This is a genomic window from Aeromonas sp. YN13HZO-058, assembly GCF_001921245.1.
Lineage (GTDB): Bacteria > Pseudomonadota > Gammaproteobacteria > Enterobacterales > Aeromonadaceae > Aeromonas > Aeromonas allosaccharophila.
This window is the reverse complement of record NZ_MQSY01000045.1, coordinates 69,908-93,237: the sequence shown is the minus strand read 5'-3', so window position 1 is coordinate 93,237 and position 23,330 is coordinate 69,908. Positions and strand designations below refer to the sequence as shown.

At 59.7% G+C, this 23,330-nt stretch carries 28 protein-coding genes; 10 read left to right on the top strand and 18 right to left on the bottom strand.

Annotated elements, in window-relative coordinates; genetic code table 11:
- Positions 1-28 precede the first annotated feature (28 nt).
- Both BSP75_RS11355 and BSP75_RS11350 read right to left on the bottom strand, forming a co-directional pair.
- The gene (locus BSP75_RS11355) at positions 29-223 is read right to left on the bottom strand and encodes a hypothetical protein (RefSeq protein WP_075113234.1); all 195 of its coding nucleotides are present in this window, start codon (positions 221-223) and stop codon (positions 29-31) included.
- A 234-nt stretch (positions 224-457) separates the two neighbouring features.
- Entirely contained in the window at positions 458-1,255 is a 798-nt protein-coding gene (locus BSP75_RS11350) for a CPBP family intramembrane glutamic endopeptidase (protein ID WP_216219165.1), read from the bottom strand.
- 261 nt (positions 1,256-1,516) lie between these two features.
- On the opposite strand from BSP75_RS11350, the gene BSP75_RS11345 reads away from it, so the two are divergent.
- Positions 1,517-1,897, top strand: a complete 381-nt coding sequence (locus tag BSP75_RS11345; RefSeq protein WP_075113233.1) for a VOC family protein — start codon at positions 1,517-1,519, stop codon at positions 1,895-1,897.
- 163 nt (positions 1,898-2,060) lie between these two features.
- Here BSP75_RS11345 and BSP75_RS11340 read toward each other — a convergent pair whose 3' ends face one another.
- The 9 genes from BSP75_RS11340 to BSP75_RS11300 form a co-directional block, all read right to left on the bottom strand.
- Positions 2,061-3,557: an oligopeptide:H+ symporter gene (locus BSP75_RS11340; protein ID WP_075113232.1), complete on the bottom strand. Its 1,497-nt coding sequence runs from the start codon at positions 3,555-3,557 to the stop codon at positions 2,061-2,063.
- A 558-nt stretch (positions 3,558-4,115) separates the two neighbouring features.
- Positions 4,116-5,021 (bottom strand): hypothetical protein, encoded by a 906-nt coding sequence (locus BSP75_RS11335; RefSeq protein ID WP_075113231.1) that lies wholly within the window; start codon positions 5,019-5,021, stop codon positions 4,116-4,118.
- An 11-nt stretch (positions 5,022-5,032) separates the two neighbouring features.
- Positions 5,033-5,797 (bottom strand): hypothetical protein, encoded by a 765-nt coding sequence (locus tag BSP75_RS11330; protein WP_075113282.1) that lies wholly within the window; start codon positions 5,795-5,797, stop codon positions 5,033-5,035.
- Between the two features lie 12 nt (positions 5,798-5,809).
- Positions 5,810-6,340: a hypothetical protein gene (locus tag BSP75_RS11325; RefSeq protein WP_075113230.1), complete on the bottom strand. Its 531-nt coding sequence runs from the start codon at positions 6,338-6,340 to the stop codon at positions 5,810-5,812.
- Between the two features lie 26 nt (positions 6,341-6,366).
- Positions 6,367-6,651, bottom strand: coding sequence for a DnaJ domain-containing protein (locus BSP75_RS11320; protein WP_033135738.1), 285 nt, complete (start codon positions 6,649-6,651; stop codon positions 6,367-6,369).
- A gap of 277 nt (positions 6,652-6,928) precedes the next feature.
- The gene (locus BSP75_RS11315) at positions 6,929-7,447 is read right to left on the bottom strand and encodes a protein disulfide oxidoreductase (RefSeq protein WP_075113229.1); all 519 of its coding nucleotides are present in this window, start codon (positions 7,445-7,447) and stop codon (positions 6,929-6,931) included.
- Between the two features lie 3 nt (positions 7,448-7,450).
- Positions 7,451-8,194, bottom strand: a complete 744-nt coding sequence (locus BSP75_RS11310) for a DsbA family protein (protein WP_075113228.1) — start codon at positions 8,192-8,194, stop codon at positions 7,451-7,453.
- Positions 8,191-10,233 (bottom strand): protein-disulfide reductase DsbD domain-containing protein, encoded by a 2,043-nt coding sequence (locus BSP75_RS11305; RefSeq protein WP_075113227.1) that lies wholly within the window; start codon positions 10,231-10,233, stop codon positions 8,191-8,193. Before BSP75_RS11305 ends, BSP75_RS11310 begins: the two co-directional genes overlap by 4 nt.
- A 50-nt stretch (positions 10,234-10,283) precedes the next feature.
- Entirely contained in the window at positions 10,284-10,661 is a 378-nt protein-coding gene (locus BSP75_RS11300) for a hypothetical protein (RefSeq protein ID WP_075113226.1), read from the bottom strand.
- Positions 10,662-10,837: 176 nt separating this feature from the next.
- Here BSP75_RS11300 and BSP75_RS11295 point away from each other — a divergent pair, with 176 nt between their 5' ends.
- From BSP75_RS11295 to pspG, 4 genes are all read left to right on the top strand, one after another.
- Complete coding sequence (locus tag BSP75_RS11295; protein WP_042061905.1) at positions 10,838-11,566, top strand: 1-acylglycerol-3-phosphate O-acyltransferase; 729 nt, start codon at positions 10,838-10,840, stop codon at positions 11,564-11,566.
- A 210-nt stretch (positions 11,567-11,776) separates the two neighbouring features.
- The gene (gene pspA, locus BSP75_RS11290; protein ID WP_058052337.1) at positions 11,777-12,439 is read left to right on the top strand and encodes a phage shock protein PspA; all 663 of its coding nucleotides are present in this window, start codon (positions 11,777-11,779) and stop codon (positions 12,437-12,439) included.
- Between the two features lie 2 nt (positions 12,440-12,441).
- Positions 12,442-12,648, top strand: coding sequence for a PspC domain-containing protein (locus BSP75_RS11285; RefSeq protein WP_005335873.1), 207 nt, complete (start codon positions 12,442-12,444; stop codon positions 12,646-12,648).
- A 48-nt stretch (positions 12,649-12,696) separates the two neighbouring features.
- On the top strand, positions 12,697-12,915 hold the full coding sequence (gene pspG / locus BSP75_RS11280; RefSeq protein WP_005335871.1) for an envelope stress response protein PspG: 219 nt from the start codon (positions 12,697-12,699) through the stop codon (positions 12,913-12,915).
- A 102-nt stretch (positions 12,916-13,017) separates the two neighbouring features.
- On the opposite strand, the gene BSP75_RS11275 is transcribed toward pspG, so the two are convergent.
- Positions 13,018-13,362: a GIY-YIG nuclease family protein gene (locus BSP75_RS11275; protein WP_075113225.1), complete on the bottom strand. Its 345-nt coding sequence runs from the start codon at positions 13,360-13,362 to the stop codon at positions 13,018-13,020.
- A gap of 43 nt (positions 13,363-13,405) precedes the next feature.
- Here BSP75_RS11275 and BSP75_RS11270 point away from each other — a divergent pair, with 43 nt between their 5' ends.
- The gene (locus BSP75_RS11270; RefSeq protein ID WP_075113224.1) at positions 13,406-14,140 is read left to right on the top strand and encodes an ABC transporter substrate-binding protein; all 735 of its coding nucleotides are present in this window, start codon (positions 13,406-13,408) and stop codon (positions 14,138-14,140) included.
- Here the strand turns inward: BSP75_RS11270 and rarD are convergent.
- Complete coding sequence (gene rarD, locus BSP75_RS11265) at positions 14,122-15,012, bottom strand: EamA family transporter RarD (protein WP_042061910.1); 891 nt, start codon at positions 15,010-15,012, stop codon at positions 14,122-14,124. The two genes, BSP75_RS11270 and rarD, sit on opposite strands and share 19 nt — an antisense overlap.
- A 99-nt stretch (positions 15,013-15,111) precedes the next feature.
- Between rarD and BSP75_RS11260 the strand changes: the two genes are divergently transcribed.
- Positions 15,112-15,699 (top strand): uracil-DNA glycosylase family protein, encoded by a 588-nt coding sequence (locus BSP75_RS11260; protein ID WP_075113223.1) that lies wholly within the window; start codon positions 15,112-15,114, stop codon positions 15,697-15,699.
- A gap of 4 nt (positions 15,700-15,703) precedes the next feature.
- Here BSP75_RS11260 and BSP75_RS11255 read toward each other — a convergent pair whose 3' ends face one another.
- Positions 15,704-16,561, bottom strand: a complete 858-nt coding sequence (locus tag BSP75_RS11255) for a DMT family transporter (protein ID WP_075113222.1) — start codon at positions 16,559-16,561, stop codon at positions 15,704-15,706.
- Positions 16,562-16,652: 91 nt separating this feature from the next.
- Between BSP75_RS11255 and BSP75_RS11250 the strand changes: the two genes are divergently transcribed.
- Positions 16,653-17,543: a LysR substrate-binding domain-containing protein gene (locus BSP75_RS11250; RefSeq protein ID WP_075113221.1), complete on the top strand. Its 891-nt coding sequence runs from the start codon at positions 16,653-16,655 to the stop codon at positions 17,541-17,543.
- A gap of 12 nt (positions 17,544-17,555) precedes the next feature.
- On the opposite strand, the gene znuB is transcribed toward BSP75_RS11250, so the two are convergent.
- Both znuB and znuC read right to left on the bottom strand, forming a co-directional pair.
- Positions 17,556-18,335 (bottom strand): zinc ABC transporter permease subunit ZnuB, encoded by a 780-nt coding sequence (gene znuB, locus BSP75_RS11245; protein WP_075113220.1) that lies wholly within the window; start codon positions 18,333-18,335, stop codon positions 17,556-17,558.
- 21 nt (positions 18,336-18,356) lie between these two features.
- Complete coding sequence (gene znuC / locus BSP75_RS11240) at positions 18,357-19,133, bottom strand: zinc ABC transporter ATP-binding protein ZnuC (RefSeq protein WP_005354861.1); 777 nt, start codon at positions 19,131-19,133, stop codon at positions 18,357-18,359.
- Between the two features lie 93 nt (positions 19,134-19,226).
- On the opposite strand from znuC, the gene znuA reads away from it, so the two are divergent.
- Positions 19,227-20,183 carry a zinc ABC transporter substrate-binding protein ZnuA gene (gene znuA, locus BSP75_RS11235; RefSeq protein ID WP_075113219.1) on the top strand — a complete coding sequence of 319 codons (957 nt, stop codon included), beginning with the start codon at positions 19,227-19,229 and terminating at the stop codon, positions 20,181-20,183.
- Positions 20,184-20,250: 67 nt separating this feature from the next.
- On the top strand, positions 20,251-20,925 hold the full coding sequence (locus BSP75_RS11230) for a transglutaminase-like cysteine peptidase (protein ID WP_042062932.1): 675 nt from the start codon (positions 20,251-20,253) through the stop codon (positions 20,923-20,925).
- Here the strand turns inward: BSP75_RS11230 and BSP75_RS11225 are convergent.
- Together BSP75_RS11225 and BSP75_RS11220 are read right to left on the bottom strand one after the other, a co-directional pair.
- A complete protein-coding gene (locus BSP75_RS11225) occupies positions 20,920-21,861 on the bottom strand; it encodes a TAXI family TRAP transporter solute-binding subunit (protein WP_075113218.1) in 942 nt (313 codons plus the stop codon). The genes BSP75_RS11230 and BSP75_RS11225 overlap by 6 nt on opposite strands.
- Positions 21,858-23,156: a LapD/MoxY N-terminal periplasmic domain-containing protein gene (locus BSP75_RS11220; RefSeq protein ID WP_075113217.1), complete on the bottom strand. Its 1,299-nt coding sequence runs from the start codon at positions 23,154-23,156 to the stop codon at positions 21,858-21,860. The genes BSP75_RS11225 and BSP75_RS11220 overlap by 4 nt, the downstream gene beginning before the upstream one ends.
- Positions 23,157-23,330: the final 174 nt, after the last annotated feature.

Below are 23,330 nucleotides of genomic sequence, written 5' to 3'. Positions count from 1 at the left end.
GGCGCGAAAGCGCCCTTTATATATTACATCAGTCTTTAAGTGAGCGCTTAAATCCCTCTTTAATCGCGGATGCCTTTATGTGTGCAGGAACCTTTTCCCTCCCACCTATTATATCTCTTACTCGATCGTCACTCATGCGGGGCACATCATACATATCTCTATCCAACATGACATCGCCAACTTTATCGCCAATAGCGTGTGCTATTTTATCAAAAAGCCCCATATAACTTCCCCTTGTTATTTAGCTAATGCAATTGAGAATTAAATTAAAAACTGGCGCTCTATCTACGAGAGTGAGTGCAATTCGATCATTGTAACTATGATGGAGTTCCAAGAGAAGCCTTTTGTCTGGCGCAGACATTTGGCGCGATTCAGTAGGGGGATAGCCTTGATTCACAGCGCCTAAACAGGGTGAGGGGAGGTAACCGTAGGGTGCAATGGGCTATACGGATTGCCGCTATCCGGCGGCGTGAGCGCCCAGAAATGCCGCCATGATGGTAAACAGCAGCCAGTCATTAATAATGTGTGCGCCGGTCGATACCCAAATATTTTTGGTAATGATGTAGCCACTGAGCAGCACAATGCGGGCCGTTCCGATAACCAGAAAACATTGCACGAAATTCCACTCATAAGTGGGCAGATGCAACGCACCGAAGATAAGCGCAGTGCAGAGCCAGGCGGTGATAATGGCACGCTTGCGCGTCATGGCGAGTTTTTGGTGACAAAACCAGAGCACAGCCAGAAACGGCAAGATGGAGACCACCTCCTCACCGAACAGCTGCGGGGCCGTTTTTAAATAAAAGAGAATGAGTGCCGTATCTGAGGCCTCTGCCAGCAGGGCGTTGGCCGGGTTTGCATTCATCTTGAAAACAAGCTGCAGCAACAATGCCACGGTAAAGGAGACCAGAATATTGGCGCCAGCAATGGCCACCATCAACAGAACATCCCGCCATGTCGGCGTGCGAAACAGGGCGCGCCACCCTTTACCCACCATGATGGCGAGCACGGCCAGGGGGATTAGCGGAAACAGGAGGGCGGGAACAAAGCCGCCCATGGTGGTTTTAAAAAATGCGACCGGCAGCGTCAGCATCGAGAAACCCAGCGCCGCACCCAGCAGGAGCACTACCCAGTGGCGGGCAGATAATGCATGGTGCCCCTCGCGATAAAAGGGAAAGTCTCCGGCATTTTTGCGCTCGAAACCATAGCAATCCTTGTCATTCAATACCGGCATGGCGGCAGATTGATCTTCACTCATGGCGTCTCTCGATATGTATTCGGGTGTGGTGCAGACAATCGTACACCAAGGTTGTGCTCCGCGAGGTCGCCGCGGCAATGGGTTGCGCCGGTCGCCTCACCGCACATGGTTTGTCTCTTGTCCCCAGCGAACTTGTGCTTCTCAGCGCACCATCTCGTCTTTTGACCCGTCTGCGTGGATCTGATGGATGGCTTCATGGCAATAATGGGGGCATGATCCTGCCTGCACGGCGTTATCGCTCACTAACAAGGAAGGGGTTCGATGGTCAATATTGGGATGCATTTCGAGATTCCGGTAACGGATATGCCGCGAGCAATCGCCTTCTATTCTGCCGTTTTTGATATCGAGTTCGAACGAGTGGAGATCGATGGCAATGAAATGGCGCTATTTCCGCTTATTGACGGTGCCGAAGGCTGTTCTGGTGCGTTGGCGAGAGGAGAGAGTTATGTCCCGAGTCTGGATGGCACGCGTATTTATCTGACGGTGAACGATATTGAGCGGGAGATAGCGGATGCGCTATCGGCGGGCGCCAGGTTGCTTTACCCCGTGACCCGGGTGGGAGATGCCATCACGGTGGCCGAGTTTCAGGACTCTGAAGGTAACCGGATTGCCTTGCTGGATAAGGCGATTTGCGCTGATTAGCGAAGCCTGAACAGGGATGAGCCAACCTGTGCGGGCCATCAAACCTGCCAAAAAGCGAGGGCCCCGCCATCCATGATGGCGGGGCCCTTTGCATTATCAACTGCGTCGCTGATTCAACCGCTCGCTCTGGCAGGGGCCGGTTACATGGCTGGCCCGAATCCGATCAGACGGGAATGGCAGCCCCTGCCGGTGGCGGGGTAATTTTGGAAGCGATCAGCTGGCGCAGGCGGGGCACCAGCAGCAGCAACACCACGCCGCCCGCCAGCGAGCCCCAGCCGAGCATATTGAATACCGAGCTGTAACCGGGGTTGGTGGCGGCCGGGGTGCTGCCGATATTTTGCGGCATGGCGCCGGAGACATAGCCCGCCAGTACCGAGGCCACGCCGGTCACCATCATCCAGCAGCCCATCATCAAGCCTTGCAGGTTGGCGGGGGCCAGCTTGCCAATCATGGCGTAGCCGATGGGGGAGATCAGCAGCTCGCCCAGACTCTGCAGCACATAGCTGATGGCGATCCACTTGAAGGCGACCAGCCCGTCGGCGCCCGCCAGATGAATGCCGATCGGCAGCACCAGCATGCCGAGCCCCATGCAGAACAGCGAGGTGGCAAACTGGGAGGGGATATCGATATTCCAGCCCTGTTCGCGCAGCCGCTTGAACAGCAGCGCCATCAGCGGGCCACCGATGACGATGACAAGGGTGTTGATGTTCTGGATCCACTGGGGGGCGACTCGCAGCCCGAACACGTTGAGGTTGATGTTGTGCTCGGAGAAGAGCATCAGCCCCATGGGCGCCAGCTGGTAGAGCGACCAGAAGATGAGGGAGCCAAGGGCGAGGATCAGATAGGCCACCATGCGGCTGCGCTCTGCGGCGTCCGGGTGGCGGGCGGTCATCACGCAGAGCAGCACCAGCACCACGGCCCCCAGCATCAGCACGAAGCTGCCGCTAAAGCTGGCGTGGGTCAGCAGCAGACGCAGGGCAGGAACCAGCATGGCCAGAATGGCGAGGCCGCCAAGCATCCGCAGGTAGAAGCCGCGCCCCTTGATGTGGCGCAGCGGGGTGTTGATATCCGCCAGAATCGGCCAGAAGAACAGGGTGGCGATGATGGCCAGCACGTTGCCCAGCGTCGCAAACAGGAACAGGGTGCGGTAATCCTCGGTGAGCTGGAAGTAGCCCGCCACCGAGAAGCCCATAAAGAAGCCCAGATTCATCCCGGCGTAGTTCCACAAGAAGGCGCTCTCGCGGCGGTGATCGTCCGGGGCGAAGCGCTGGGTCAGCATCATGTTGAGGCAGGTGACGTTGAGGCCGCTGCCGGTGAGGAACATGGCGAGCCCCCAGTAGAGGCCGGTGATGCCCATCTCGGCGATGAGGTAGCAGCCGATCACCTGCAACACCATCCCCATCACGAACAGGTTGCGGTTGCTGAGGTAGCGCCCGCCGAGGTAGCCGCCAAACAGGTGCAGGCCGTAGTTGAAGGCACCGAAGATCCCCATCATGGCGTTGGCCTGGGATTCGCTAAAGCCGAGCCGCTTGGTGGCGTAGAGCACCAAAGTGGAGTAGAGCACGGCAAACCCCAGGGTGGCGAAGGTCTGGATAAAGAACAGGGCGCCTGAGCCGGGTGGGACGGCGGCGTGATGAGGGTGTGGTGTCGAAGCGCTCACGGTCTGTCTCCTGTGAGAAGAGAAAATCACAACTCATCCTGAGAGCGTACCGGTCTGCTGCCGGCTAGCCTTTGGCGCTTCCATGCTGGTTTCAAGGCTGGTCTGTCATTTAGCGACCAGCCCGATCAAATTGCCAGACCTTAAATTTAATCCGGCGCGATTAATTGCTTTTTATTGATCTATTCCGCTTTTTTATGCGAGAAAGGTCGTGATTTTAGCCCGGTTTGCCATGCGATTTCGGTGCGTCTGATGTGATCTTGTCGGTCTTTTTGTGCAAATTTCTGCGGTGTGGTGCGATCTCCATCCCGTTTATTACCCCGTCACGTCACGACAATCCGGCTGTTGCGTCGTATGTCATTTATTCATCTGCCAGCGTTGAGTGAATAAATGTCGGGGAGAGGAGGGGCGGCCTGAGGGTAGCTTGCGCGTATTCCCTCTCCCCTTCGGAGAGGGACGGGGTGAGGGGAGGTGCTTGTCGCCTGATATAACAACGCCCGGCGGGCCGGGCGTTGTGGTGCGACTGGTTGTGGTGCGACAGTATGGCGGCGAAAACGCCCGTTAGAAGTCGTGGTAGAGCGGCCAGCCGAGCAGCGGGTGCTTGAGACCGGCACGCATTTCGAAGTTGTCGAGCTTCTCCGGCGAGGCGTTCTCTTTTTGCAGTAACTGGTACTGGCGCACAAAGCCGAGGGTGTGCAGCAGGTTGGGGACAAACCCCTTGCTGAGATCCTGACGCAGACCAGCGATCAGTTCGCCCGGCAGCTCTGCCAGCAGCAGCTCCAGCTGGGCGGCCAGATAGTCGGTGTCGTACCACGCCTCGTTGAGCTCAATCTCCCGCGCCAGCTTGCGCTTGAGATCCTGCTTCACCTTCAGTTTGGCGGCGCCGCTGCCATTGCCGCAGAGAATGCGGTAGAGCAGCGCTTCGGCCAGCTTGTCTTCCATGGTCGGGTGGTCGTTTTCGCAGGCGAAGCAGTGCTGATCCAGCAGGGTCATCAGGCGGACCTTGTTATGCTCGGCCAGCGCCTTTTCGTACTCCTGCCACCCTTGCCACTCTTCCACGTCCGGCGGGCTGGAGATCTTGTCCAGCAGGCGGGCGTCCACATCCCCAAAGAGGTTGTTGCCGCCGGGCTGCTTGCTGCTGACGGAGATCAGCATCGACCACCCTTTCTGGAACGGCTTGATGGGCCCTTCCGGCGCTTGCAGCAGGGCGAGCGCTTTAGCCGTGTCGCGCTGGGAGAGCTCCTGCAGGCCGAGGCTCACCACGCCGATCACGTCGTGGGCGGCCTGCTCCAGCAGGTGCATCTTGTACTTGTTGTAGTACTTGTCGGCGAACTTCAGGCTCATCAGCACCGCTTTGCCCTTGATGGCTGCGAGCTGCTGTTGACTCAAGAGTTCGTTCTCGCGGCCAAAGCGCAGCACCTGAGTGAGAAAGGGGCCTTGATTGACGTCGCGTATCACTAGTTGCATTGCGGGGTTCCTCAATCCAGAAAGCTGAACATGTCGTCGACTTCGGCGTACTCGTCCTCGACCTTGTTCTTCTCTTTGGCCTGCATCACCAGCTCGCTGGCGAACTTGTTGATGATCCCTTCCCAGCTGGAGTGCTCGTTGCGCAGCAGCGCCTTGATGGATTTTTCCACCTCGGGGGTCAGCTCGCGGATTAGCATCAACAGGCTGCGCGGATCATCCAGTGCGTAGTCGTGGGCATCTTCGCTCTGCTGGCGGTTGCTGTAGGAGAGCGCCTCTTCCAGATCTTCCTCTTCGGCATGCAGGGTGTCGTGGAAGCCTTCGTCATCCTCGTAGCGATCGCCACGGTAGAACTCGATAAAGGGGATGGCGAGGTAGAAGAGACCGGCCGGATCGTCGGCGACGCACTCGAGGATCTCGCGTTGCTTCGTTTCGCTATCCTGGGTGCGGATCAGGTAGTTGAGGAAGTCGAAGGTGTGCTGTTGCAGCTCTTCGGCGTTGTTCTTGATCGCTTCTTCCCAGTAGAGGGGCTGCTGGCAGACGATGTCGCGGATCCGCTCCGGGGTCATCAGCTCCGCGATGATGGAGGGGAAGGACATGTCATGCTGGCCGTTGATCTGGGTCAGGGTGACGATATCGATCTGTTCGATAACTTCGCCCAGCTGCTCATCGGACATGGTCTTGGCGATCAGCTCGAACTTTTCGCTGGCCTGCTTCGGCTCGATAACGGCCAGCTCTTTGATCTCGATGGCGGTAATTTCTATCAGACTGTTGTTCATGCGTTGCCCCAATTAGAAACGTACTTCGTCGTACATATCCTGATCGCCGTCGTCGTCACCATCACCGTTGTAGTCGGCGTCGGCATCTTCCCCGTCTTCATCTTCGTCGTCACGCAGCTCATAGTCGTCATCGGCACGGCGGCCACCGCGCTGCAGCGGGTTGTCGAGCTGGAACAGCACGGCGCAGGCTTCGATCAGCTGATCTTCGCTCTGGGCCCGCACCGCCTTGACCAGCGGCAGGTCGGCATTGTTGAACGCCACCGACACCTTGAATTCGTCCCATGAGGGTTGTACGCCGCCGGTGAGCCATTTGTTCCACTCGGGCTTGGTCTTGGCCGGGAACTGCACCCGGCCATAGAGGGCCAGCGGCAGGTATTCCGGCATAAACTCCAGCATGCTCATATCGGCCAGCAGCAGGGTCTTCATCTGGCCGGTGAACTGTTCCAGCGCCTTGGGGTCGTCCTGATCCCGGTAGGATTCGATGTTCTCGCTCGCGTCACTTATCAGCGCTTTGATCCGCGCCTGATCCCATTTTTTTTGCATAGTGGCTCTTCTTTCCTGCGTTGGCATCAGGGGTAGAACTGATCCCACATCTCCTGCATGGCAGCAGCGGGATCGGTCACGATAACGTTGTTGAAATCCTTGATAAAGGCGGCGCGCTGCTTCGGGTCGGACAGCACTTCATAGGCCTGCTTTACCTGGTGCAGCTTGATGGCTGCCAGCTCTCGCTCTTCTTCGCTCGCCCCTAACAGCTTATCGGGGTGGTACTGGTTCGACAGCCGGCGATAGGCTTTTTTGATGTCGTTTTCGTTGGCGTTGGACTTGACGCCCAGCACCCGAAAGTAGTTGTTCATGGCAGATCCTGCATCACTGGCATCATCGGATTCACACTGCGGGTGCCTGATGGTGGGGATTGACAAACCAGGCACGGCAAAAACCCGTCATTTTAACGGAAACGGCCCCCCAAAGCGATGAATTGGGCGACGAATTAAGGGGCGGGATGAAGAGGTGTCAGTTGAGCGTCTATTGTTGCCAGTCGGTCTGGCCAGTGCAAGGGCCGCGCACGGGAAGGCGATGAAAAAATGGCCATCCGGTAGGGATGGCCATGTTGAAGGCAACTATGTTGCGTGGCTAGAGTGACGCCCACCAGAGCCGCAACTGCAAGCCCCACTTCGAGCTCCAGCCGGTGGTGCTGCTCACCAGCTTGCCATCCTTGATGACGAGGAAGGTCGGGGTGACGCCCACCTGCCACTTGGCGGCCAGCGCTCCCGACTCATCGTTGTGGGTCGGGAAGGTGAGCCCCTTCTTGCTCATCCCCTTGCCTAACTGCTCCGGATTGCCGGAGCGCAGCGCCACCGTCAGCACGTTTTCACCCTCTTGCCAGAGCTGCTGCACGGTCGGGGTAGTGAAACGGCAGACGCCGCACCAGCTGGCCCAGTAGTAGACCAGCAGCGGCTTGCCCTGACTTAAGGTAGCGAGATCCGTGCTGCTGCCATCCTGCAGGGTGACGGGGGCGCTCATCGCCCCTTCAGGCAAGGTCGGGCTGCGCCACAGGTCCAGCAACGTCGAGATGACCAGCGCCATCAGCAGCAGCCAGAGCGCCTCCTTGCCCCAGCGTCGCCAGCGGGGTTGAGGATTGATTGTTGTCATCCCTTACCCCAGCTTGGCCAGTTCGGCCAGCACCAGTTGCTCCAGCTCCTCATAGGGGATGGCGCCCGGCACCAGCTGGTTGCCGATAAGCGTCGCCGGGGTGCCCTGTACCCCCAGAATGGTGCCGATGCGCAGGCTGTTGCGCAGCTCCTCGGTCGCCTTGCCCTCCGGTTTGAGCGCCACATTGCCGGTGGCCGCCAGCGCCTTGTTGATGTCTGCCTCGGTCAGCATCCCCTGCTTGCTCATCAGCTTGTCGTGCAGGGCGAGGAAGCGGGCTGGATCCTGCTGCCACAGGGTCAGGCTGTATTGAGCCGCCTTGGCGGAGGTCTGCCCCTTGAACGGCAGCAGTTTGATCACCAGACCCAGATCGTCCGGATAGGCCTTGAGCAGCTTGGTCAGCTGGGGATCGAACTGCTTGCAGTAGGGGCAGTTGTAGTCGGTGAACAGCACCAGCGTCAGCTTGGGGTTTTTGGCGCCGAGGCGCGGGCTGGTGGCGCTGTTGAACAGCACATCCTTGTTGCCCTTGATGAAGTTGCCAAGCTGCGCCTGCTGGGCGGCCGCGTTCTGCTTCTCCCAGGATTCGGCCGCCTCGTCGAGGATCTTGGGGTTGGCGATCAGGGTTTCGCGGATCAGCTCCTTGATGCGCGCCTCCTGCTCCGCAGTGAAGGGGGCGGCGTGCAGAGCCGGAGTTAGCAGGGCTGCACAGAAAGAGGCCAACAGGGGCAGGGCGCTCAGGGTTGATTTCATTTGGTATCTCCTTGAGAAGTGGCAATGCCTGCTTGCGCCAGGGTGGCAAGCAGGGTCGGGCGGTCCAGCAGGGGCGAGAGGATCTCGCCACCCTGCAGGCCGGGTCCGTAGATCTGGTTGAAGGGAATGGCCACGCTACCGCGTTGGCGCAAGAAGTCGGCGATGCTGGCAGAGGGGCGGCTCCAGTCCCCACGCAGGGCCACCACATCGGGGGCGCTCAGCGCGCTTTGCACGTCATCTCGCAGCAGTACGTTGAATTTGTTGGCTTTACAGGTAATGCACCAGTCGGCGGTGACATCGACAAAGACCCGCTTGTTCTGGGCCAGCGCATCCTGGATGGCTTGCTCCGTGAGTGGCTGCCAGTTGACGGTATCTCGCTGGGGCTTTCCTTCCATCGTAAAGGCGCCGCCCAGCAGCAGGGCCCCGCCCAGTAAACAGCCCAGCGCCAACCCCAGGGTCACGCCCCGAATGCCATGGCGCCACACGACGGCCAGCAGCAGGGCGGCCAGCATCAGCGCCATCAGGATCAGCATCCAGAATTGACCGACATGGTTGCCGAGCAGGCTGAGCAGCCAGAGGCTGGATCCCAGCATCATCAGGCCGAGCAGCATGCGCAGTCGCCCCATCCAGCGGCCCGGCTTCGGCAGCCAGAGCGCAAGACGGGGGAAGGCGGCGATCAGCAGCCAGGGCAGGCTCATGCCGAGGCCAAGCGCGGTGAAGATAAGCCACAGCTGACCGAGTGGCGCTGCCAGCGCAAAGGCGACCGCGGTGCCAAGGAAGGGGGCCGAGCAGGGGGTGGCGAGCAGGGTAGCGAAACTCCCCTGCAGGAAGTGGCCGCCGAGGCCGTTGCCGCCGCTGGTGGCGAGGCGGGTGCTGAGATTGCTGGGCAGCCTGATCTCGAACAGCCCCAGCAGGTTGGCGCAGAACAGCGCCGTCACCACCACCATAAAGCCGATAAACCAGATGCTCTGGAACTGAATGCCCCAACCGACAGCGCCTTGCGTGGCGCGCAGCAGGCTGCTCATGGCTGCCAGCATCCAGAAGGAGGCGATGATCCCGGCACTGGCCGCCAGAAATTGCAGGCGAACCGGACGGCGCTCACGGGTTTCCAGCTGCAATACCGATCCCAGCTTCAGTGCCAGCACCGGCAGCACGCAGGGCATCAGATTGAGGATCAGGCCGCCCAACAGTGCTGCGCCCAGCAGCCAGAGCAGCGAGTGGCTCTGACTCGGCAGGGTCAGCGGGTCACCTACCTCGAGTTCGCTCTGCCAAGCCTGTTCACCGTTGGCCAGTACCAAGCCGAGTGGCTGGTTACGGATGTCGGGCGCATCGCCCTGCCAGCCATCGCTGACCGGAATGCGGGCGATCAGGGTGTTGTCTTGCACCTCCAGCTCGGGTTTGCCAAATTCGGCGCCCTCCAGCCGCTGGAGGAAAATCTGCGGATCCTGCCAGCCCTGCGGGTTGTCGGCAGTCAGCTGCAGCTGGTTTTGCTGATAACCCGCGTTGAGGATGACGGTCTCCGGCATGGCTTGTGGCAGCTTGCTCATCGCCTGGGCGTAGGCAAAGTCGAACCCTTCCGGCGCAGTGCCATCCAGCGCCAGGGTGAAGGGGTAGTCAGTCAGGATGCAGACATTGCTACAGGTTGAAAGGCGCAGGGTGCCCGTCAGTGCCTCGCGGCGGCTGTGGGCAAGCGTGATGGGGAGGCTGACGGTCTTCTGATAGCCCTGGGTCGAGATGCCGCTGACCTCAAACCGCTCCGGTACGGGCCAATGCCACTGCTGCGCAGCTTGAGGGTCATCCCAGAATATTTCAGGGGCAATGCCGCCTTCCCCCGGGTTCTGCCAATAGGTTTTCCAGCCGGATTCGAGCTCCAGGCTGAGCAGCACGCGCGTTTGGGCGGGATCACGGGCGTCGGCTTGCAGCCGCACTTTTGCGTGATCGTTCCGGGGACTGGCAAGCCAGCCGGTGTCGCTGGTCAATCCCATGGATTGCCACAGCAGACCGCCCATCAACAGGGCCGTCTTGATGATGTTTGACATTTTTCTGTCTCTTGAAAATGGAAGTTAGGGTGGTGTAAACCGCGGCTAACTCATTCTCGCCAGACACAGAGAGTAAGATGCAGTCGCCGTTCAGGCGGAGATATGTTCCGAGGTGGGGGCAACGCGGGTGAGCGGCGCGACAGCGGCGCCAGCAGGGCAATCACGAAGGCGATGGCAAAGAAGATCTGTTCAACGCAGAGCAGGGTCGCGGCGCTCAGCCACTTGCCATTGAGCTGGCAACTGGTGGGCTGCGGGCTGGCCGGTTTGGCATCCTCTTGATCCGTCGCCGCGCTTGGAACAGGCAGTGCCTGACAGCTGAGGGCCTGATCGAGTTGGGCCAGCCGGGCCAGCGGCTGGGCCGCACAGTTGAGCACCAGAATGCAGACCAGCAGCAGGAGTCTTGTCGCCACGCGTTGTCGCAAAATCATGCTCGCCCTACCCTGTTGAATGGTGCATATCCTATCGATCAATAATGTCAGGGGCAAGTCAGCGGGATTCGATACGACCATATGTGCGATGCGGGGTGGTCGGTTCTGTCTGGCGAACGCTTGTTCGCTAAAAGGGGGATCAGTATACTGCGCCGAGTTAAAACTCGAGGTGTTCGATGCTCAAAATTGCCCGTGTGCTGCTGCTTGGTCTGCTGCTCATTTTCTGGTTCCTGTTCGGCCTGCTGCTCTGTCTGGTTCGTCCGCGTCATCCCAACAACGTCTATGTCTTCGCTCGCATGTATCACGCGGTCTGCCCGCTGATCGGGCTGCGAGTCAAGGTGACTGTGGCCGACGAGGTCAAATCGGTCGGCCCGGCGGTCTACGTCTGCAACCACCAGAGCAACTTCGACATCTTCACCGTGACCGGTGCGGTGCAGCCTGGTGTGGTGGCGGTGGGCAAGAAAAGCCTGCTCTGGCTGCCCTTCTTCGGCCTTATCTTCTGGCTCTCCGGCAACGTGCTGATCGATCGCTCCAACCGCTCACGTGCCATCGGCACCATCGGTCAGGTGGTGGATCGCATCAAGAATCGCGGCACCTCCATCTGGATGTTCCCGGAAGGGACCCGCTCCAAGGGACGCGGCCTGCTGCCGTTCAAGGCGGGCGCCTTCCACACTGCGGTGCAGGCGGAAGTGCCGGTAGTGCCCATCGTCTGCTCCAGCTACTTCGGCCAGATCGACCTCAATCGCTGGGACAACGGCGAAGTGCTGGTGGAGGTGATGGCGCCGGTCTGCAGCAAGGAGCACGGTGCCAGCGGCATTCGCGATCTTTCCGACACCTGCCGCGCCCGGATGGAGGCCAAGCTGGCCGAACTGGACAGCAAGCTGGGCCACAGCCACGCCGCCTGATAGATAGCGCAGCTGAATCGACAAGGGAGCCACCGGCTCCCTTTTTTGTTGGTGAAAATCACCACTTGGTTGGCTATTTTCACCAATCAACCCTTCTTGAATTTCCTCCATAAATTTCCATCTATATGTAAAACAACAATAAATTTTCTTGGCACGGCTCTTGTAATGCAATGGGAAGAGATTGCCATCCCATCAACAAGGAGCCAGACCATGAGCGTATTCAGCCGCCTGACCGACGTGATTAATGCCAACCTGCACAGCCTGCTCGACAAGAGTGAAGAGCCGGAAAAGATGCTGCGCCTGATGATCGAAGAGATGGAGCAGGTACAGGTTGAGATGCGTACCCAGGCCGCCCGCGTGATTGCCGAACAGAAACAGCTGGAGCGTCACCAGCAGGCGTTGCAGGCGCAGATCCGGGAGTGGTCGGCCAAGGCCGAGCTAGCCATCCAGAAAGGGCGTGAGGATCTGGCCCGTGCCGCCCTCACCGAGAAGCTGGCGGAGGCCAAGAAATGTGAACAGCTGGAGCAGGACAAGGCCCGGGTGGCCGAGGTGCTGGCCCAGCTCACCGCCGACAGCGAGCGGCTGGCGGCCAAGCTGACCGAGGCGCGCGAGAAACAAAAACTGCTGACCCTGCGCGAGCAGACGGCCCACAGCCGTATTCGTGCCCGTGCTCAGGTAGACAACCAGCGCATGCACGAGCTGATGGCGCGCTTTGACGGTTTTCAGGGCCGGGTCGATCAGCTGGAAGCCCAGCTGGAGGCGGCCACATTGGGGCAGAATCCCTCGCTGGAGGCCCAGTTCCGCGAGCTGGAGCTCAATGACGAGATCGAGCGCGAGCTGGCTCGCCTCAAAGGCCAGAAGGCGGAGGTGTAATCATGAGCCCCTGGCCCAAGGATCTGGTGCATCGCAAGCTGACCGGGGTCTGCGCCGGTATTGCCAGGCGGTTGGGGGTCTCCAGAGTCACTGTGCGGGTGGTGGCACTGCTCGCCCTGATCCTGATGCCGCCACTGGCACTGGCCGCCTATCTGCTGGCGGTGCTGGTGATGCCGCCCCGTTATGAATTGAAGCGCTGGCTGGATTGACCGAAGGGTTGCCCAGCCGGCAGACAAGGTACTGATAAGGAGCAAGTTATGCTGGAATTTTTCATCTTGCTGGTGGTGCTGCTGGTCATGGCACTAACCGGCTTTACCCTGGTAGCCATGTTGCTGGTGAGCGGCCTGTTTGTGCTGCTTGGGGCGCTGGGTGGCATGCTTGCTCTGATCATCAAGCTGGCTCCCTGGTTGCTGCTGGTGCTGGCGGTCTGCTGGCTGATCAGCAACCGCAGCAAGCGTTCCAATACCTACCTGTAACCAGCCTGACGTTGTGGAATACGTTGTGCAAGACGTTGTGTGATGCTCCCTGATTTCCCCTTTCCGGCCACTCATCGAGTGGCCTTTTTTTGCCTGTCATCCTCAAGGCCGGGTGGCTGCGGGTAACCATTGCGGGCTCCAGCTCTGCCAGAGCGCAGGGTGCAGGATCAGCTGCTCCTTGAAGGATTTTGGCTGCTGCTTTAGGCGATATTCGATGCGCAGGGCCGCCCCCTTCTCACCGACTTCCTGCTGCCATACCAGCGTCAGCGGTCCCTTGCCGCGCAGGGCGCGAGAGCCCTTGCCACTCTGGTGCTGGCGCAGGCGGCGCAGTGGGTCCGTGCTGATCCCGGTATAGAGCAGGCCGCTGGCGGTACGCACCATATAGACAGACCAGCGGGAGGGCTCGGGCGGTTGCGGCGCGGGTGTGGTGGTCGCGGACTCTCTCATTCAACTTCTCTGTGCCAAACTCAAAGCAGCTCAAGGAGGTGCGATGAGAGTCTGGTTCTGGTTGTGGTTACTGTTGTCGGTCCCGGCTCTGGGGGAGACGATCCGTCTCTACGATTACCATCAGCATCCGCCCTTCAATACCGGTGGAGAGGCCGGGTTGAGCCACGAGCTGGTCAAGTATCTCAATGAAAAGCTGGGGGGGGAACCCAGGATCGAACTCTGGCTGGTCAATCGCGCCCGGCTGGCGCTGGAGATGTCGGATCCCGACTTCGACGGTCTGGTGGTCTGGGCCAATCCCGCCTGGGTGGGGGATCCCCAACGCGAGCGCTATCTCTGGACCTTTCCGGTGATGCGCGACACCAACGAGCTGATCTCGAGCATCGACAAGCCGATCACCTATCGTGGGCCAGACTCTCTCAAGGGGTTGGTGTTTGGCGGGGTGGAGGGCTATCGCTATCAGGGGATCGATGAGGCGGCCGCCGGGGGTGAGCTGGTGCGCCACGATGCCAAGAAGGTGAAGATCAATCTGGATCTGCTGGTGCGCGGGCGCATCGATGTGACTCTGGTGCCCGGATCGGCCCTCGCGTTTTTCACCCATGTCCCGGCCTATGAGGGCAAGCTGTTTGTCTCGCCCTTTCCCCAATCCAGCTATACCCGCCATATTCTGGTGCCCAGAGCTCGTGCCGATCTCCATGCTCGTCTCAACGATATCGCCGAGCAGATGGACCGGGATCCCCGCTGGCACCAGATACTGGAGTCCTATCGCGGTACGCCCTGAGGGCGGCGCTTGAGCCGGTGCAGCGGTAGCAGGCTCACCAGCAAGCCCGACCAGACGAAGGCGAAGCCGACCGTCTTGATGGGGTCCGGCGCCTCACCAAACCAGTAGATGGCGAGCAGGAAGGCGAGGCTGGGCTCGATATATTGCAGCAACCCCACCGTGCTCATCCGGGTTCTCGCTACCGCGTAGCAGAACAGTCCCACCGGCAGCAGGGTGGCGGGCGCACTGCCCATCAGCAGCAGCTTGTCGGCCAGATCCCCGTTCACGAATGCCCCTTCCCCGTGCCATGCCAGCGTGCCGATGATGATCAGCGCGACGGGCAGTTGCACCATGGCTTCCAGATAGAGGCTGGTGCCGGTGTCGTAGTGGATCTTCTTCTTGATAAGGCCGTAGCAGGCGAAGTTGGCCCCCATGATGAGGGAGAACCAGGGGAGCTGGCCGTAGCAAAACAGCATGTAGGCGAGCCCTGCCAGCGCCAGGGCGACCGCCAGATGCTTTTGCGGGGTGAGCCGCTCTTTAAGGAAGATGACGGCGAATACGATATTGAACAGCGGGGTCATAAAGAAGGCGAGGCTGGTGGTCAGCACCTGTCCGGTGGTGAGGCACCAGGTGAACATGCACCAGCTGATGGACATCACGGGGCCCGCCAGCAGAATGAGGCCGAGCTGGCGCGGCTCGCTGCGCAGTTGTGCCCACGGCACCTTGTGGCCAAGCAGCAGAAACAGGACGCCCAGCAGTACCACAGACCAGAGCACCCGGTGGGAGATCAGCTCCCACATGTTGACCTCGGGCATAAATTGATAATAGAGCGGCAGCATCCCCCACAGGATGAAGGAGAGGGTCGCGGTGCCGGTACCTAGCCAGTTTTTCATTATCGTCCGTTTATTAAATTAAACGCCCATGGCGATAGTAGGGGGCGCGCCTTGTTTCCACAAGAGGGAAAACAGGGAAATGCTGGTACTATCAACATCATGCAGCAAATCGATAAGTTGTTTGAGCAAATCAGGGCCTGCCGTCTGTGCGAGGCTCATCTGCCGCTGGGGCCTCGTCCGGTGATCCGCGGGGCCGAGAGTGCCCGGCTGCTGATCATCGGTCAGGCGCCCGGCACCCGGGTGCATGCCAGCGGTATCCCATGGGATGACCCCTCAGGTGACAGGCTGCGCCAGTGGCTCGGGGTCGATAAAGCCACCTTCTACGACGAATCCCGCATCGCCATCATGCCGATGGGGCTCTGCTATCCCGGCAGGGGAAAGTCCGGCGATCTGCCACCCAGACCCGAGTGCGCGCCCACCTGGCACGACAAGATATTGATGCTGTTGCCCAACATCGAGCTGACCCTGCTGATCGGCCAGTATGCACAGGCCTACTACCTGCGGGGGGCGGCCAGGGGGTCGCTCACCGAAACGGTGCGCAGCTGGGCCGACTATGGCCCCGGCTGGCTGCCGTTGCCGCACCCTTCACCGCGCAATACCCTCTGGCTCAGGAAGAATCTCTGGTTCGAGGATGAGATCGTCCCCCATCTCCAGCACAGGGTCGCCCCTTTGCTGGAGCGACCCTGAGTGCTTAAACAGCCGGTTCGGCCAGCGGCTTGGGTTTGCTGCGGGCCATGGCGACCAGCGGCAAGATGATGCAGAGGCACCCCAGCAGCAGCGGCAGGCCCGGTTGCTCGTCAAACAGCCATACCCCGATGGCCACCGCCATCAGCAGGCCGGTGTACTCCGCCGAGGCGATCTTGCTCGCCTCCGCCTTGCGATAGGCCACCACGCACAAACCCGCATAGACCATGATCAGCGCCGAGGAGCCAAAAGCGGGCCACCACATCTGCCACTGCCAGTCCCCCCCTTCCCACAATGCCAGCGCCAGAATGAAGGGCATGCTCAGCACGTTGGTGAAAAACAGGGTTTGGGCGATGGGTTGCTTGAGCGGGATCCGCTTGATCAGCAGGTTGTTGAGCGCCATCGATAGCGCCACCCCGAGTGCCGCCAGCGCGGCCCAGTTCACCTCGGTCGGGCGCAGCACGATCAGTACCCCGATAAAGCCGATCAGCGCGGTCAGCACCTTCTGGCGCGAGATCGCTTCCCCCGCCATCCACACCGCCAGCGGCACCATCATCAGCGGCGCGGCATAGAACAAGGCATTGGCGGTGGCGAGCGGCAAGCGGGTGAGGGCGACCACCATCAGGCAGACGCCAACCGCCCAGATATGGGCCCGCAGCAGGTGCCACTTGATGGCTACCGGCGGGTTGCGGCGCCATGACCAGAGTAGCCAGGGCATCAGTAGAAGGGCGGCCGAGAGCTGGCGGAAAAAGACAAACTGGAAGATGGGCTGGCTCGGCTCCAGTACCTTGACCAGTGCATCGGAAAAGACCGCCACCATGTTGCCCAGCACCAGATAAAGGATGCCGATCCCTACTGCATTCATACCACCTCCCACTTCAGATGAGGGGAGGGTAGCGCGGGGGCCGTTATCCAGTAAAATGATAAAAAATGACCACTCATGAGATATTTAGATAATGAAGCTGCCCCCCCTGCGTGCCGTGCAATATTTTGAAGTGGTCGCCCGCCTGCTCAGCTTCTCCCGCGCCGCCCTTGAATTGAACGTCAGCCAGAGTGCGGTCAGCCACCAGATCCGTCTGCTGGAGGATTTTCTGGGTGAGCGTTTGTTGCTGCGTCAGGGACGCTTGCTCTCGCTGACGCCGCAGGGGGAGAGCTACTTCGAGGGGATTGCCGCCGGGCTCAGCCAGATTGCCCAGAGCAGCGAGCAACTGCGCGGTGGTGGCGAGATGCGAGTCCGGCTCGCGGTCTACAGCTCGTTTGCGGTGAAGTGGCTGATCCCGCGGTTGGCCGGATTGCGCCAGCTCTACCCCGAGCTGGATTTGAGTCTGGAGATGGTGGCGGAAGACCCCGAGCTATCTGATCGGGTGGCCGACTGCTTTATCACTGTGTCCCCCCACGGGCGGGGTTATTGCCACGATCTTATCTATCAGGAGCGGCTCTTTCCGGTCTGTAGTCGCCGCCTGTTGCAGCAGGTGAGCGGGGAGTGGCCTGAGGCCATCTGGCAGCTGCCGCTGCTGTCGGTGCAGTCCATTTACAAGGCGCGGGGCGAGGATTGGCGGCGCTGGGCCAAGGCTGGCGGGCTGATTATTCCGGACGAGGCACGGATGCACCACTTCAGCCATGTGTTGCTGGCGATGGAGGCTGCAGCCTGGGATCAGGGGGTGGCGTTCGTGAATGACTACATGCTGCGGCCCGATGATCCCCAGCTGGTGGCCTTGCCGGTACACCAGCTGGAGACGGGGGATGCCTTCTACTTTACCTGCAAGCGCTCGCGGGCCCATGAGCCCGCCATCAGCCGGTTACGCCAGTGGCTGATGATGGAGACACGCCAGAGCATGCCGTTGTAATTGCTCGGGTTATCAGGCTTTCTTGAACTGGCTCAGTACAAACAGGCTGGTGGCGCAGACGACGACCGAAGGCCCTGCCGGAGTATCCTGATACCAGGAGAGGGTCAATCCACCCAGTACGGCGAGACAGCCGATCAGCGAGGCAAAGCCAGCCATCTGCTCCGGCGTCTGGCTGAAGCGGCGAGCGGTGGCGGCGGGGATGATCAGCAGGGAGGTGATGATTAACGCGCCGACAAACTTCATCGCCACGGCGATCACCAGCCCGATCAGCAGCATCAATACACAGCGCAGCACATCGACCCGGATCCCCTCTACCCGCGCCAGCTCTTCCGAGATGGTCATGGAGAGCAGGGGATCCCACAGCCGCCACAGGGTGAGCAGCACCAGTGCGCCACCGCCGTAGATCCAGAGCAGATCCATCGGTTGTACCGAGAGCAGGTCGCCAAACAGGTAGGCCATCAGATCCACCCGCACGTTATCCATAAAACTCAAGGTAACCAGACCCAGCGACAGAGCGCTGTGGGCCAGAATGCCGAGCAGGGTATCGGTCGCGACCTGCTGATTGCGACTCATGATCACCAATAGCATCGCCATGGCGAGGCAGCAGACCACTACCGCCAGGGTGAGATCGACCTGCAGCAGAATGCCCAGTGCGATGCCGAACAGGCAGGCGTGGGAGAGGGTGTCGCCAAAATAGGCCATCTTGCGCCATACCACGAAGCTGCCGAGGGGGCCGGCCAGCAGGGCAATGCCGAGACCGGCCGCGAGGGCGTATAACAGAAAGCTGTCCACTTGAATGTCCTGTTGCTTGCGCTATTTGCTGTGAGCGTTGTTGCGAGAGGGCAGGCGGATGACGGGAGCCTGCGGTTCATGATGATGGTGTTCGCCGTCGCAGTGGTGATGGTGGGTATAGACCGCCAGCACCTCCTGCTCCGGTCGCCCGAACAGGCGGGCAAATTCGGGGTGACGGGCCACGCTTTCCGGCTCGCCATGACAGCAGACATGGCGATTGAGGCAGATCACCTCGTGGGTGCTGGCCATCACCAGATGCAGGTCGTGGGAGACCATCAGCACGGCGCAATTGAATTCGGCGGCGAGCTGGCCGATCAGGGCATAGAGCTCGATCTGGCCGGTGATATCAACCCCTTGTACCGGTTCGTCCAGTACCAGCAGCTCGGGCTTGACCAGCAGGGCGCGAGCCAGCAGCACACGCTGCATCTCACCGCCGGAGAGTTTTTGCATCCGGTTTTCCAGCAATCCTTCTGCGCCCACCCGGGCTAGCGCTTCCTCGATGGAGAGGCGGCTGTTTTTGCCCAGTTGCAGGAAGCGGCGCACCGTCAGCGGCAGGGTGGGATCCAGATAGAGGCGCTGGGGCACATAGCCGACTCTCAGGTCGCGACTGCGGGTGATCTTGCCCGAATCCGGGGTGAGCAGACCCAGCACCAGCTTGCTCAGGGTGCTCTTGCCCGCCCCGTTGGGGCCGACCAGGGTGGTGATTTTGCCTTTATTGAGGGTAAAGGAGACCTTGTCGAGCACAGAGCGTCCATCAAACGAGAGAGAGACCTCTTTCAGCTCTACCAGTTGGCTCATGACAACTCCGGGGTTTACAGCCAGTGAGAGTTATAATATAACAAAAAGCGGCTGTTATATTATCACATACTCACCCCCTGACGAGATTCATCAATGAGAATTATTGCGCTTTTCACTGCCCTGCTGGCGGTGAGTTTGCCTGTTCGTGCCATTGAGGTACTGACCACCATCAAGCCTCTTGGCTTCATCGCTGCGGCGATCACTGACGGGGTGAGCGAGCCCAAGGTATTGCTGCCGACCGGTGCCTCTCCCCACGATTTTTCCCTGCGTCCCTCCGATATTCGCAGCATCAACAGTGCCGATCTGGTGGTATGGGTCGGCCCCGAGCTGGAAGGCTTCATGGCCAAGCCGCTGGCCAACCATCCCCATGCTCTGGCTCTGACTCAGGTTGAGGGGATGCCGCTGTTCAACTACGCGACTCAGGATAGCCATGACTCCCATGATCATGATGCGCATGATCATGACCACGCTGCCCACGAGCACGGCGACCATGACGAAGGGCATGAAGGGCATGAAGGGCATGAGGGGCATCATCACGAAGGGGTCGATCCCCATATCTGGCTTGGCCCGACGCAGGCCAAGGTGATTGCCAAGGCGATCGCAAGCGAATTGGGCAAGCTGGATCCGGCCAATCAGGCCCGCTATGACGCCAACCTCGCGGCATTTGATGCCAAGGTGGATGCCAAGGACAAGGTGATTGCCGGCCAGATGAAGGCGGTGAACCAGAAGGGGTACTTTGTCTTCCACGAGGCGTATGGCTACTGGGAGCGCCACTACGGCATGAGTTCAAAAGGTCACTTCACCGTGAGTCCGGAGCGTCGCCCGGGCGCCAAGACGCTGGTGGATATTCGCAAGGCATTGGAAGAGAAACAGGCGAGCTGCATTTATGCCGAGCCGCAATTCTCACCGGCAGTGATCGAATCGGTGGCACGCAATACCGGTGCCAAGGTGCTGTTGCTGGATGAGGTGGGTGAACAGGTGCCGCTCGGCCCGGATGGTTATCCCCAATTCATGCAGCAACTGGCTGACGCATTCGCCCAGTGTCGCTGATCACCGGCTGAGCCTCTCATCCGGACGGACTATACTGACCTCCAGCATCTGACATGGAGTGTCTGGTATGAAATGGTTGTTGATCCCGGCCTGCACCCTGGCGCTATGTTGCGCCAGTGTGCAGGCATCGCGTCTCTCCGAGTACATTGCCAGTCCGGAGCTGCGGGCCAAGCTGCAGGAAGTGTATGGTGGCCGCGCCATTCAGCGGGCCGAGGCTTTTTCTCGCCTGCTGGCCCCCAGAGCGGGCACGACCGACCAGCAGAAGATCGAGCTGGTGAACAACTACTTCAACAATCTGACCTACAGCGAGGATCCCAGGTTGTGGGGGGATGAGGATTATTGGGCCAATCCGCTGGAGTTCATCGGTGCCCGCGGGGGGGATTGCGAGGATTACAGCATCGCCAAGTACTACACCCTGATGGAGCTGGGGGTAGATGAGAAGAGGCTGCGGCTGGCTTATGTCAAGGCAGTCAAATACAACCAGTTTCACATGGTGACGCTCTACTTCCCGACCCCCAAATCTGACCCGCTGGTGCTCGACAACATCAACAGCCGGATCCTGCCCGGTAGCAAGCGTACCGATCTCATCCCCGTTTACAGCTTCGATGCCAAAAGCATCTGGATCATGAAGTCACGCCGGGAAGGGACGCTGGCGGGGAGTGCCGATCGGTTGGCGCAGTGGACATCGATGAAGACCCGTTTCTCCAGCGAGCAACTGCGCTCTCCCCGTCGTCAGCTATAGCTTGCCCGCCGCTTTCAACTCCTCGAAATATTTTGCCGCGCCCGGATGCTGTTCAATGCTCAGCACCGGGCCGGTTTTATTGCGCGCCCGGTGAAACATATTGGCGTAGCCATAAGTCTGTTCATTGAACTTGGTCTGCTGGGTCAGCATGGCCTTGGTCAGGCGATAGACAGACGCTTCCGGCATGGCGGCGTTGGTGACCAGGGTAGCGGCGATGGCAAAGGTTGGCGTCGCTTTCAGATTGCCAGGGTAGATGCGGGCGGGCACCTGACTGCGCTGGTAGTAACTGACACCCTTGAGCAACTGATCCCGGGTGGCTCCCTCTATGGCAAGAAAGCTGACGGGGCAGCGCTTGGCAGTATCCAGCACGATCCGGTTCGGGTGCCCCATCACCAGTGCAAATGCGTCGATCTGCTTGCTGCAGAGCGCATCCGGCAGGTTGGCCATGCTCTTCAGATCGAGGTCCTGCTCTTTCGCTCCCAAGATGTTGAACAGGGCCAGCGCCGTCTGGCGGGTTCCCGAGCTCTTCAACCCCATGTCGATGGGGGCGAGCTTGAGCTGTTCCAGTGAGGTGATATCGCCATCGGCACGGATCACTATGGTGAAGGGCTCGGCATGGGTGGCAAACAGGGCGCACAGCTCAGGTTGCGGCTGCGTGGCAAAAGGGCCCAAGCCCTTGCTGGCCTGATACAGCCAGTCCGATTGCACCATGGCGTAGGAGGTCTCGCCGCTCTTCAGTCGCTGCAGGTTTTCTATTGAACCCGATGTGGCTTGTAGCTTGCACTCAAGTTGTTCATCGACCTCCTGGGCCAGACGGCAAAACTCTTTGGTTATCTGATGGTAAATCCCCTGCTCACCACCGGTAGCGATAGTCACGGTTTCAGCCATCAGGCCGGGTTGCCACAGCAGGGGCAACAATATGGCGAGCTTTTTCATGATTGCGCCTCCCTGGCATAACCATCGATACCCCAGGTCCGCAGTTTGTCGATGTCGCGGCACTCTCCCGATTCCGCCAGCAGGGTATAGCCGGCGGCATGCATGGTCTGGGAGAGCAGATTCCAGTAGAGCGGCGCATCGGTCAGCTGGCAGCTGATAAAGATGGGGTTGAGCGGGTCAAGTTGATTGAAGGTATCTGCATTGAGGGGAATGGCGCTGAAGGCGAGCTCACACCCCTGTTCCTGTAGCGCGGCCAATGTGGACTGGCCGTGGGCGGGGAACGTGGCCACATCCCAGCGCCAATCCAGAGTCTTGCCGCGTCCCTGGCTCAGCAGGGGGACGATCTCTGACCATTGCGGATGATTAAGCAGGGAGAGGGGCAGCAAGATCCCCTCAATATGGGAGTGTTGCCACTGTTGCAGAGCGGTCTGGATAGTCGCGAGATCGCTGTCTGCACCGAGGGGCTGGTTGGGCAAGAAGCGCTGATAGAGCGCGATATCCCCTTGAGTTGAGACAAATTTTTGCAGTTGCCCGCCTTCCGGCAACGGGCTTAGCCCTTGCAGCGGCTGCGGGTGGGTCAGTGGCAGCTGTTTGCCCAGCTGGGTGATCTTGAGCCGTTGTTGCAACAGATCCCGTTTGCGTTCGGAGACCAGTTGATTGATGGAGATCGCCACCTCTTTGAGATCCTGCAACCAGGGGGTGGGCAGGGTGCTGTTGAACTGGTGTTTGCGGACCCGGATCAGCTGCAGGTTGATCTGCTCCAGAGGGTGCAACAGGCGTTTGCAGACCAGGGAGATCACCAGTGTAAAGACCACCAGCCCCGCCAGTAGCGCCAGACCGGTGCGGCTGATGGCATTCCACAGATGCTGGTAGGCGTAACCGCTATGCCCCTCCAGTGTCAGGGTGCCCAGCATGCGCCAGCCATCGGTCAACTCTTGCTCAATTTTGACGGGCGGCATGCCGATAACCGAGGGAAGCCAGCCGGGGACATTCTGCTGGGTCGAGTGGAAGACCTTCTGAAACAGCAACTGGCCATCGGGATCGATCAGGGTGACCGAGCTGACGAAGCCGCCATCAAACATGGCATTAACGATGGTCTCTGCCAGCACCTTGTCGTCATTTAACAAGGTTCCTTGCAAGACCAGTCCAAGGGCCGTGATGGCGGTTTCCAGATTGGCTGACATCTGGTCGAGGATGGACTGGCGGACTGTCGTGACTTCCAGTGCGAACAGCAGCGCTGCACCTATCAGGAACAGGACGACAATTATTCTGATTAACAGTTTTGCTAACGACATATCCACTCCATGGAAAAGTTATCGCAACATTTTGGGTTTCTATTCAGAATCGAATCCGACCCGGTTCTTAAAAATAGGAAAAAATGGTTAAAAAAGACGATCATTTCTGCCCATCCGGGCGGGTTATGCATAAAATGTGAGGTTCATGCAGATTGCGATGAACTATTTGTAACT

Excerpts from the sequence above, each read along its gene's own strand:
- BSP75_RS11310 (WP_075113228.1), bottom strand. The coding sequence starts at position 8,194 with ATGAAATCAACCCTGAGCGCCCTGCCCCTGTTGGCCTCTTTCTGTGCA.
- BSP75_RS11300 (WP_075113226.1), bottom strand. The coding sequence starts at position 10,661 with ATGATTTTGCGACAACGCGTGGCGACAAGACTCCTGCTGCTGGTCTGC.
- BSP75_RS11330 (WP_075113282.1), bottom strand. The coding sequence starts at position 5,797 with ATGAACAACAGTCTGATAGAAATTACCGCCATCGAGATCAAAGAGCTG.
- BSP75_RS11345 (WP_075113233.1), top strand. The coding sequence starts at position 1,517 with ATGGTCAATATTGGGATGCATTTCGAGATTCCGGTAACGGATATGCCG.
- BSP75_RS11225 (WP_075113218.1), bottom strand. The coding sequence starts at position 21,861 with ATGAAAAAGCTCGCCATATTGTTGCCCCTGCTGTGGCAACCCGGCCTG.
- BSP75_RS11220 (WP_075113217.1), bottom strand. The coding sequence starts at position 23,156 with ATGTCGTTAGCAAAACTGTTAATCAGAATAATTGTCGTCCTGTTCCTG.
- BSP75_RS11260 (WP_075113223.1), top strand. The coding sequence starts at position 15,112 with ATGCAGCAAATCGATAAGTTGTTTGAGCAAATCAGGGCCTGCCGTCTG.
- BSP75_RS11295 (WP_042061905.1), top strand. The coding sequence starts at position 10,838 with ATGCTCAAAATTGCCCGTGTGCTGCTGCTTGGTCTGCTGCTCATTTTC.
- BSP75_RS11350 (WP_216219165.1), bottom strand. The coding sequence starts at position 1,255 with ATGAGTGAAGATCAATCTGCCGCCATGCCGGTATTGAATGACAAGGAT.
- BSP75_RS11325 (WP_075113230.1), bottom strand. The coding sequence starts at position 6,340 with ATGCAAAAAAAATGGGATCAGGCGCGGATCAAAGCGCTGATAAGTGAC.
- znuC (WP_005354861.1), bottom strand. The coding sequence starts at position 19,133 with ATGAGCCAACTGGTAGAGCTGAAAGAGGTCTCTCTCTCGTTTGATGGA.
- BSP75_RS11335 (WP_075113231.1), bottom strand. The coding sequence starts at position 5,021 with ATGCAACTAGTGATACGCGACGTCAATCAAGGCCCCTTTCTCACTCAG.
- BSP75_RS11250 (WP_075113221.1), top strand. The coding sequence starts at position 16,653 with ATGAAGCTGCCCCCCCTGCGTGCCGTGCAATATTTTGAAGTGGTCGCC.
- BSP75_RS11255 (WP_075113222.1), bottom strand. The coding sequence starts at position 16,561 with ATGAATGCAGTAGGGATCGGCATCCTTTATCTGGTGCTGGGCAACATG.
- BSP75_RS11285 (WP_005335873.1), top strand. The coding sequence starts at position 12,442 with ATGAGCCCCTGGCCCAAGGATCTGGTGCATCGCAAGCTGACCGGGGTC.
- rarD (WP_042061910.1), bottom strand. The coding sequence starts at position 15,012 with ATGAAAAACTGGCTAGGTACCGGCACCGCGACCCTCTCCTTCATCCTG.
- BSP75_RS11320 (WP_033135738.1), bottom strand. The coding sequence starts at position 6,651 with ATGAACAACTACTTTCGGGTGCTGGGCGTCAAGTCCAACGCCAACGAA.
- znuA (WP_075113219.1), top strand. The coding sequence starts at position 19,227 with ATGAGAATTATTGCGCTTTTCACTGCCCTGCTGGCGGTGAGTTTGCCT.
- pspA (WP_058052337.1), top strand. The coding sequence starts at position 11,777 with ATGAGCGTATTCAGCCGCCTGACCGACGTGATTAATGCCAACCTGCAC.
- BSP75_RS11275 (WP_075113225.1), bottom strand. The coding sequence starts at position 13,362 with ATGAGAGAGTCCGCGACCACCACACCCGCGCCGCAACCGCCCGAGCCC.
- BSP75_RS11270 (WP_075113224.1), top strand. The coding sequence starts at position 13,406 with ATGAGAGTCTGGTTCTGGTTGTGGTTACTGTTGTCGGTCCCGGCTCTG.
- pspG (WP_005335871.1), top strand. The coding sequence starts at position 12,697 with ATGCTGGAATTTTTCATCTTGCTGGTGGTGCTGCTGGTCATGGCACTA.
- BSP75_RS11315 (WP_075113229.1), bottom strand. The coding sequence starts at position 7,447 with ATGACAACAATCAATCCTCAACCCCGCTGGCGACGCTGGGGCAAGGAG.
- BSP75_RS11355 (WP_075113234.1), bottom strand. The coding sequence starts at position 223 with ATGGGGCTTTTTGATAAAATAGCACACGCTATTGGCGATAAAGTTGGC.
- BSP75_RS11230 (WP_042062932.1), top strand. The coding sequence starts at position 20,251 with ATGAAATGGTTGTTGATCCCGGCCTGCACCCTGGCGCTATGTTGCGCC.
- BSP75_RS11305 (WP_075113227.1), bottom strand. The coding sequence starts at position 10,233 with ATGTCAAACATCATCAAGACGGCCCTGTTGATGGGCGGTCTGCTGTGG.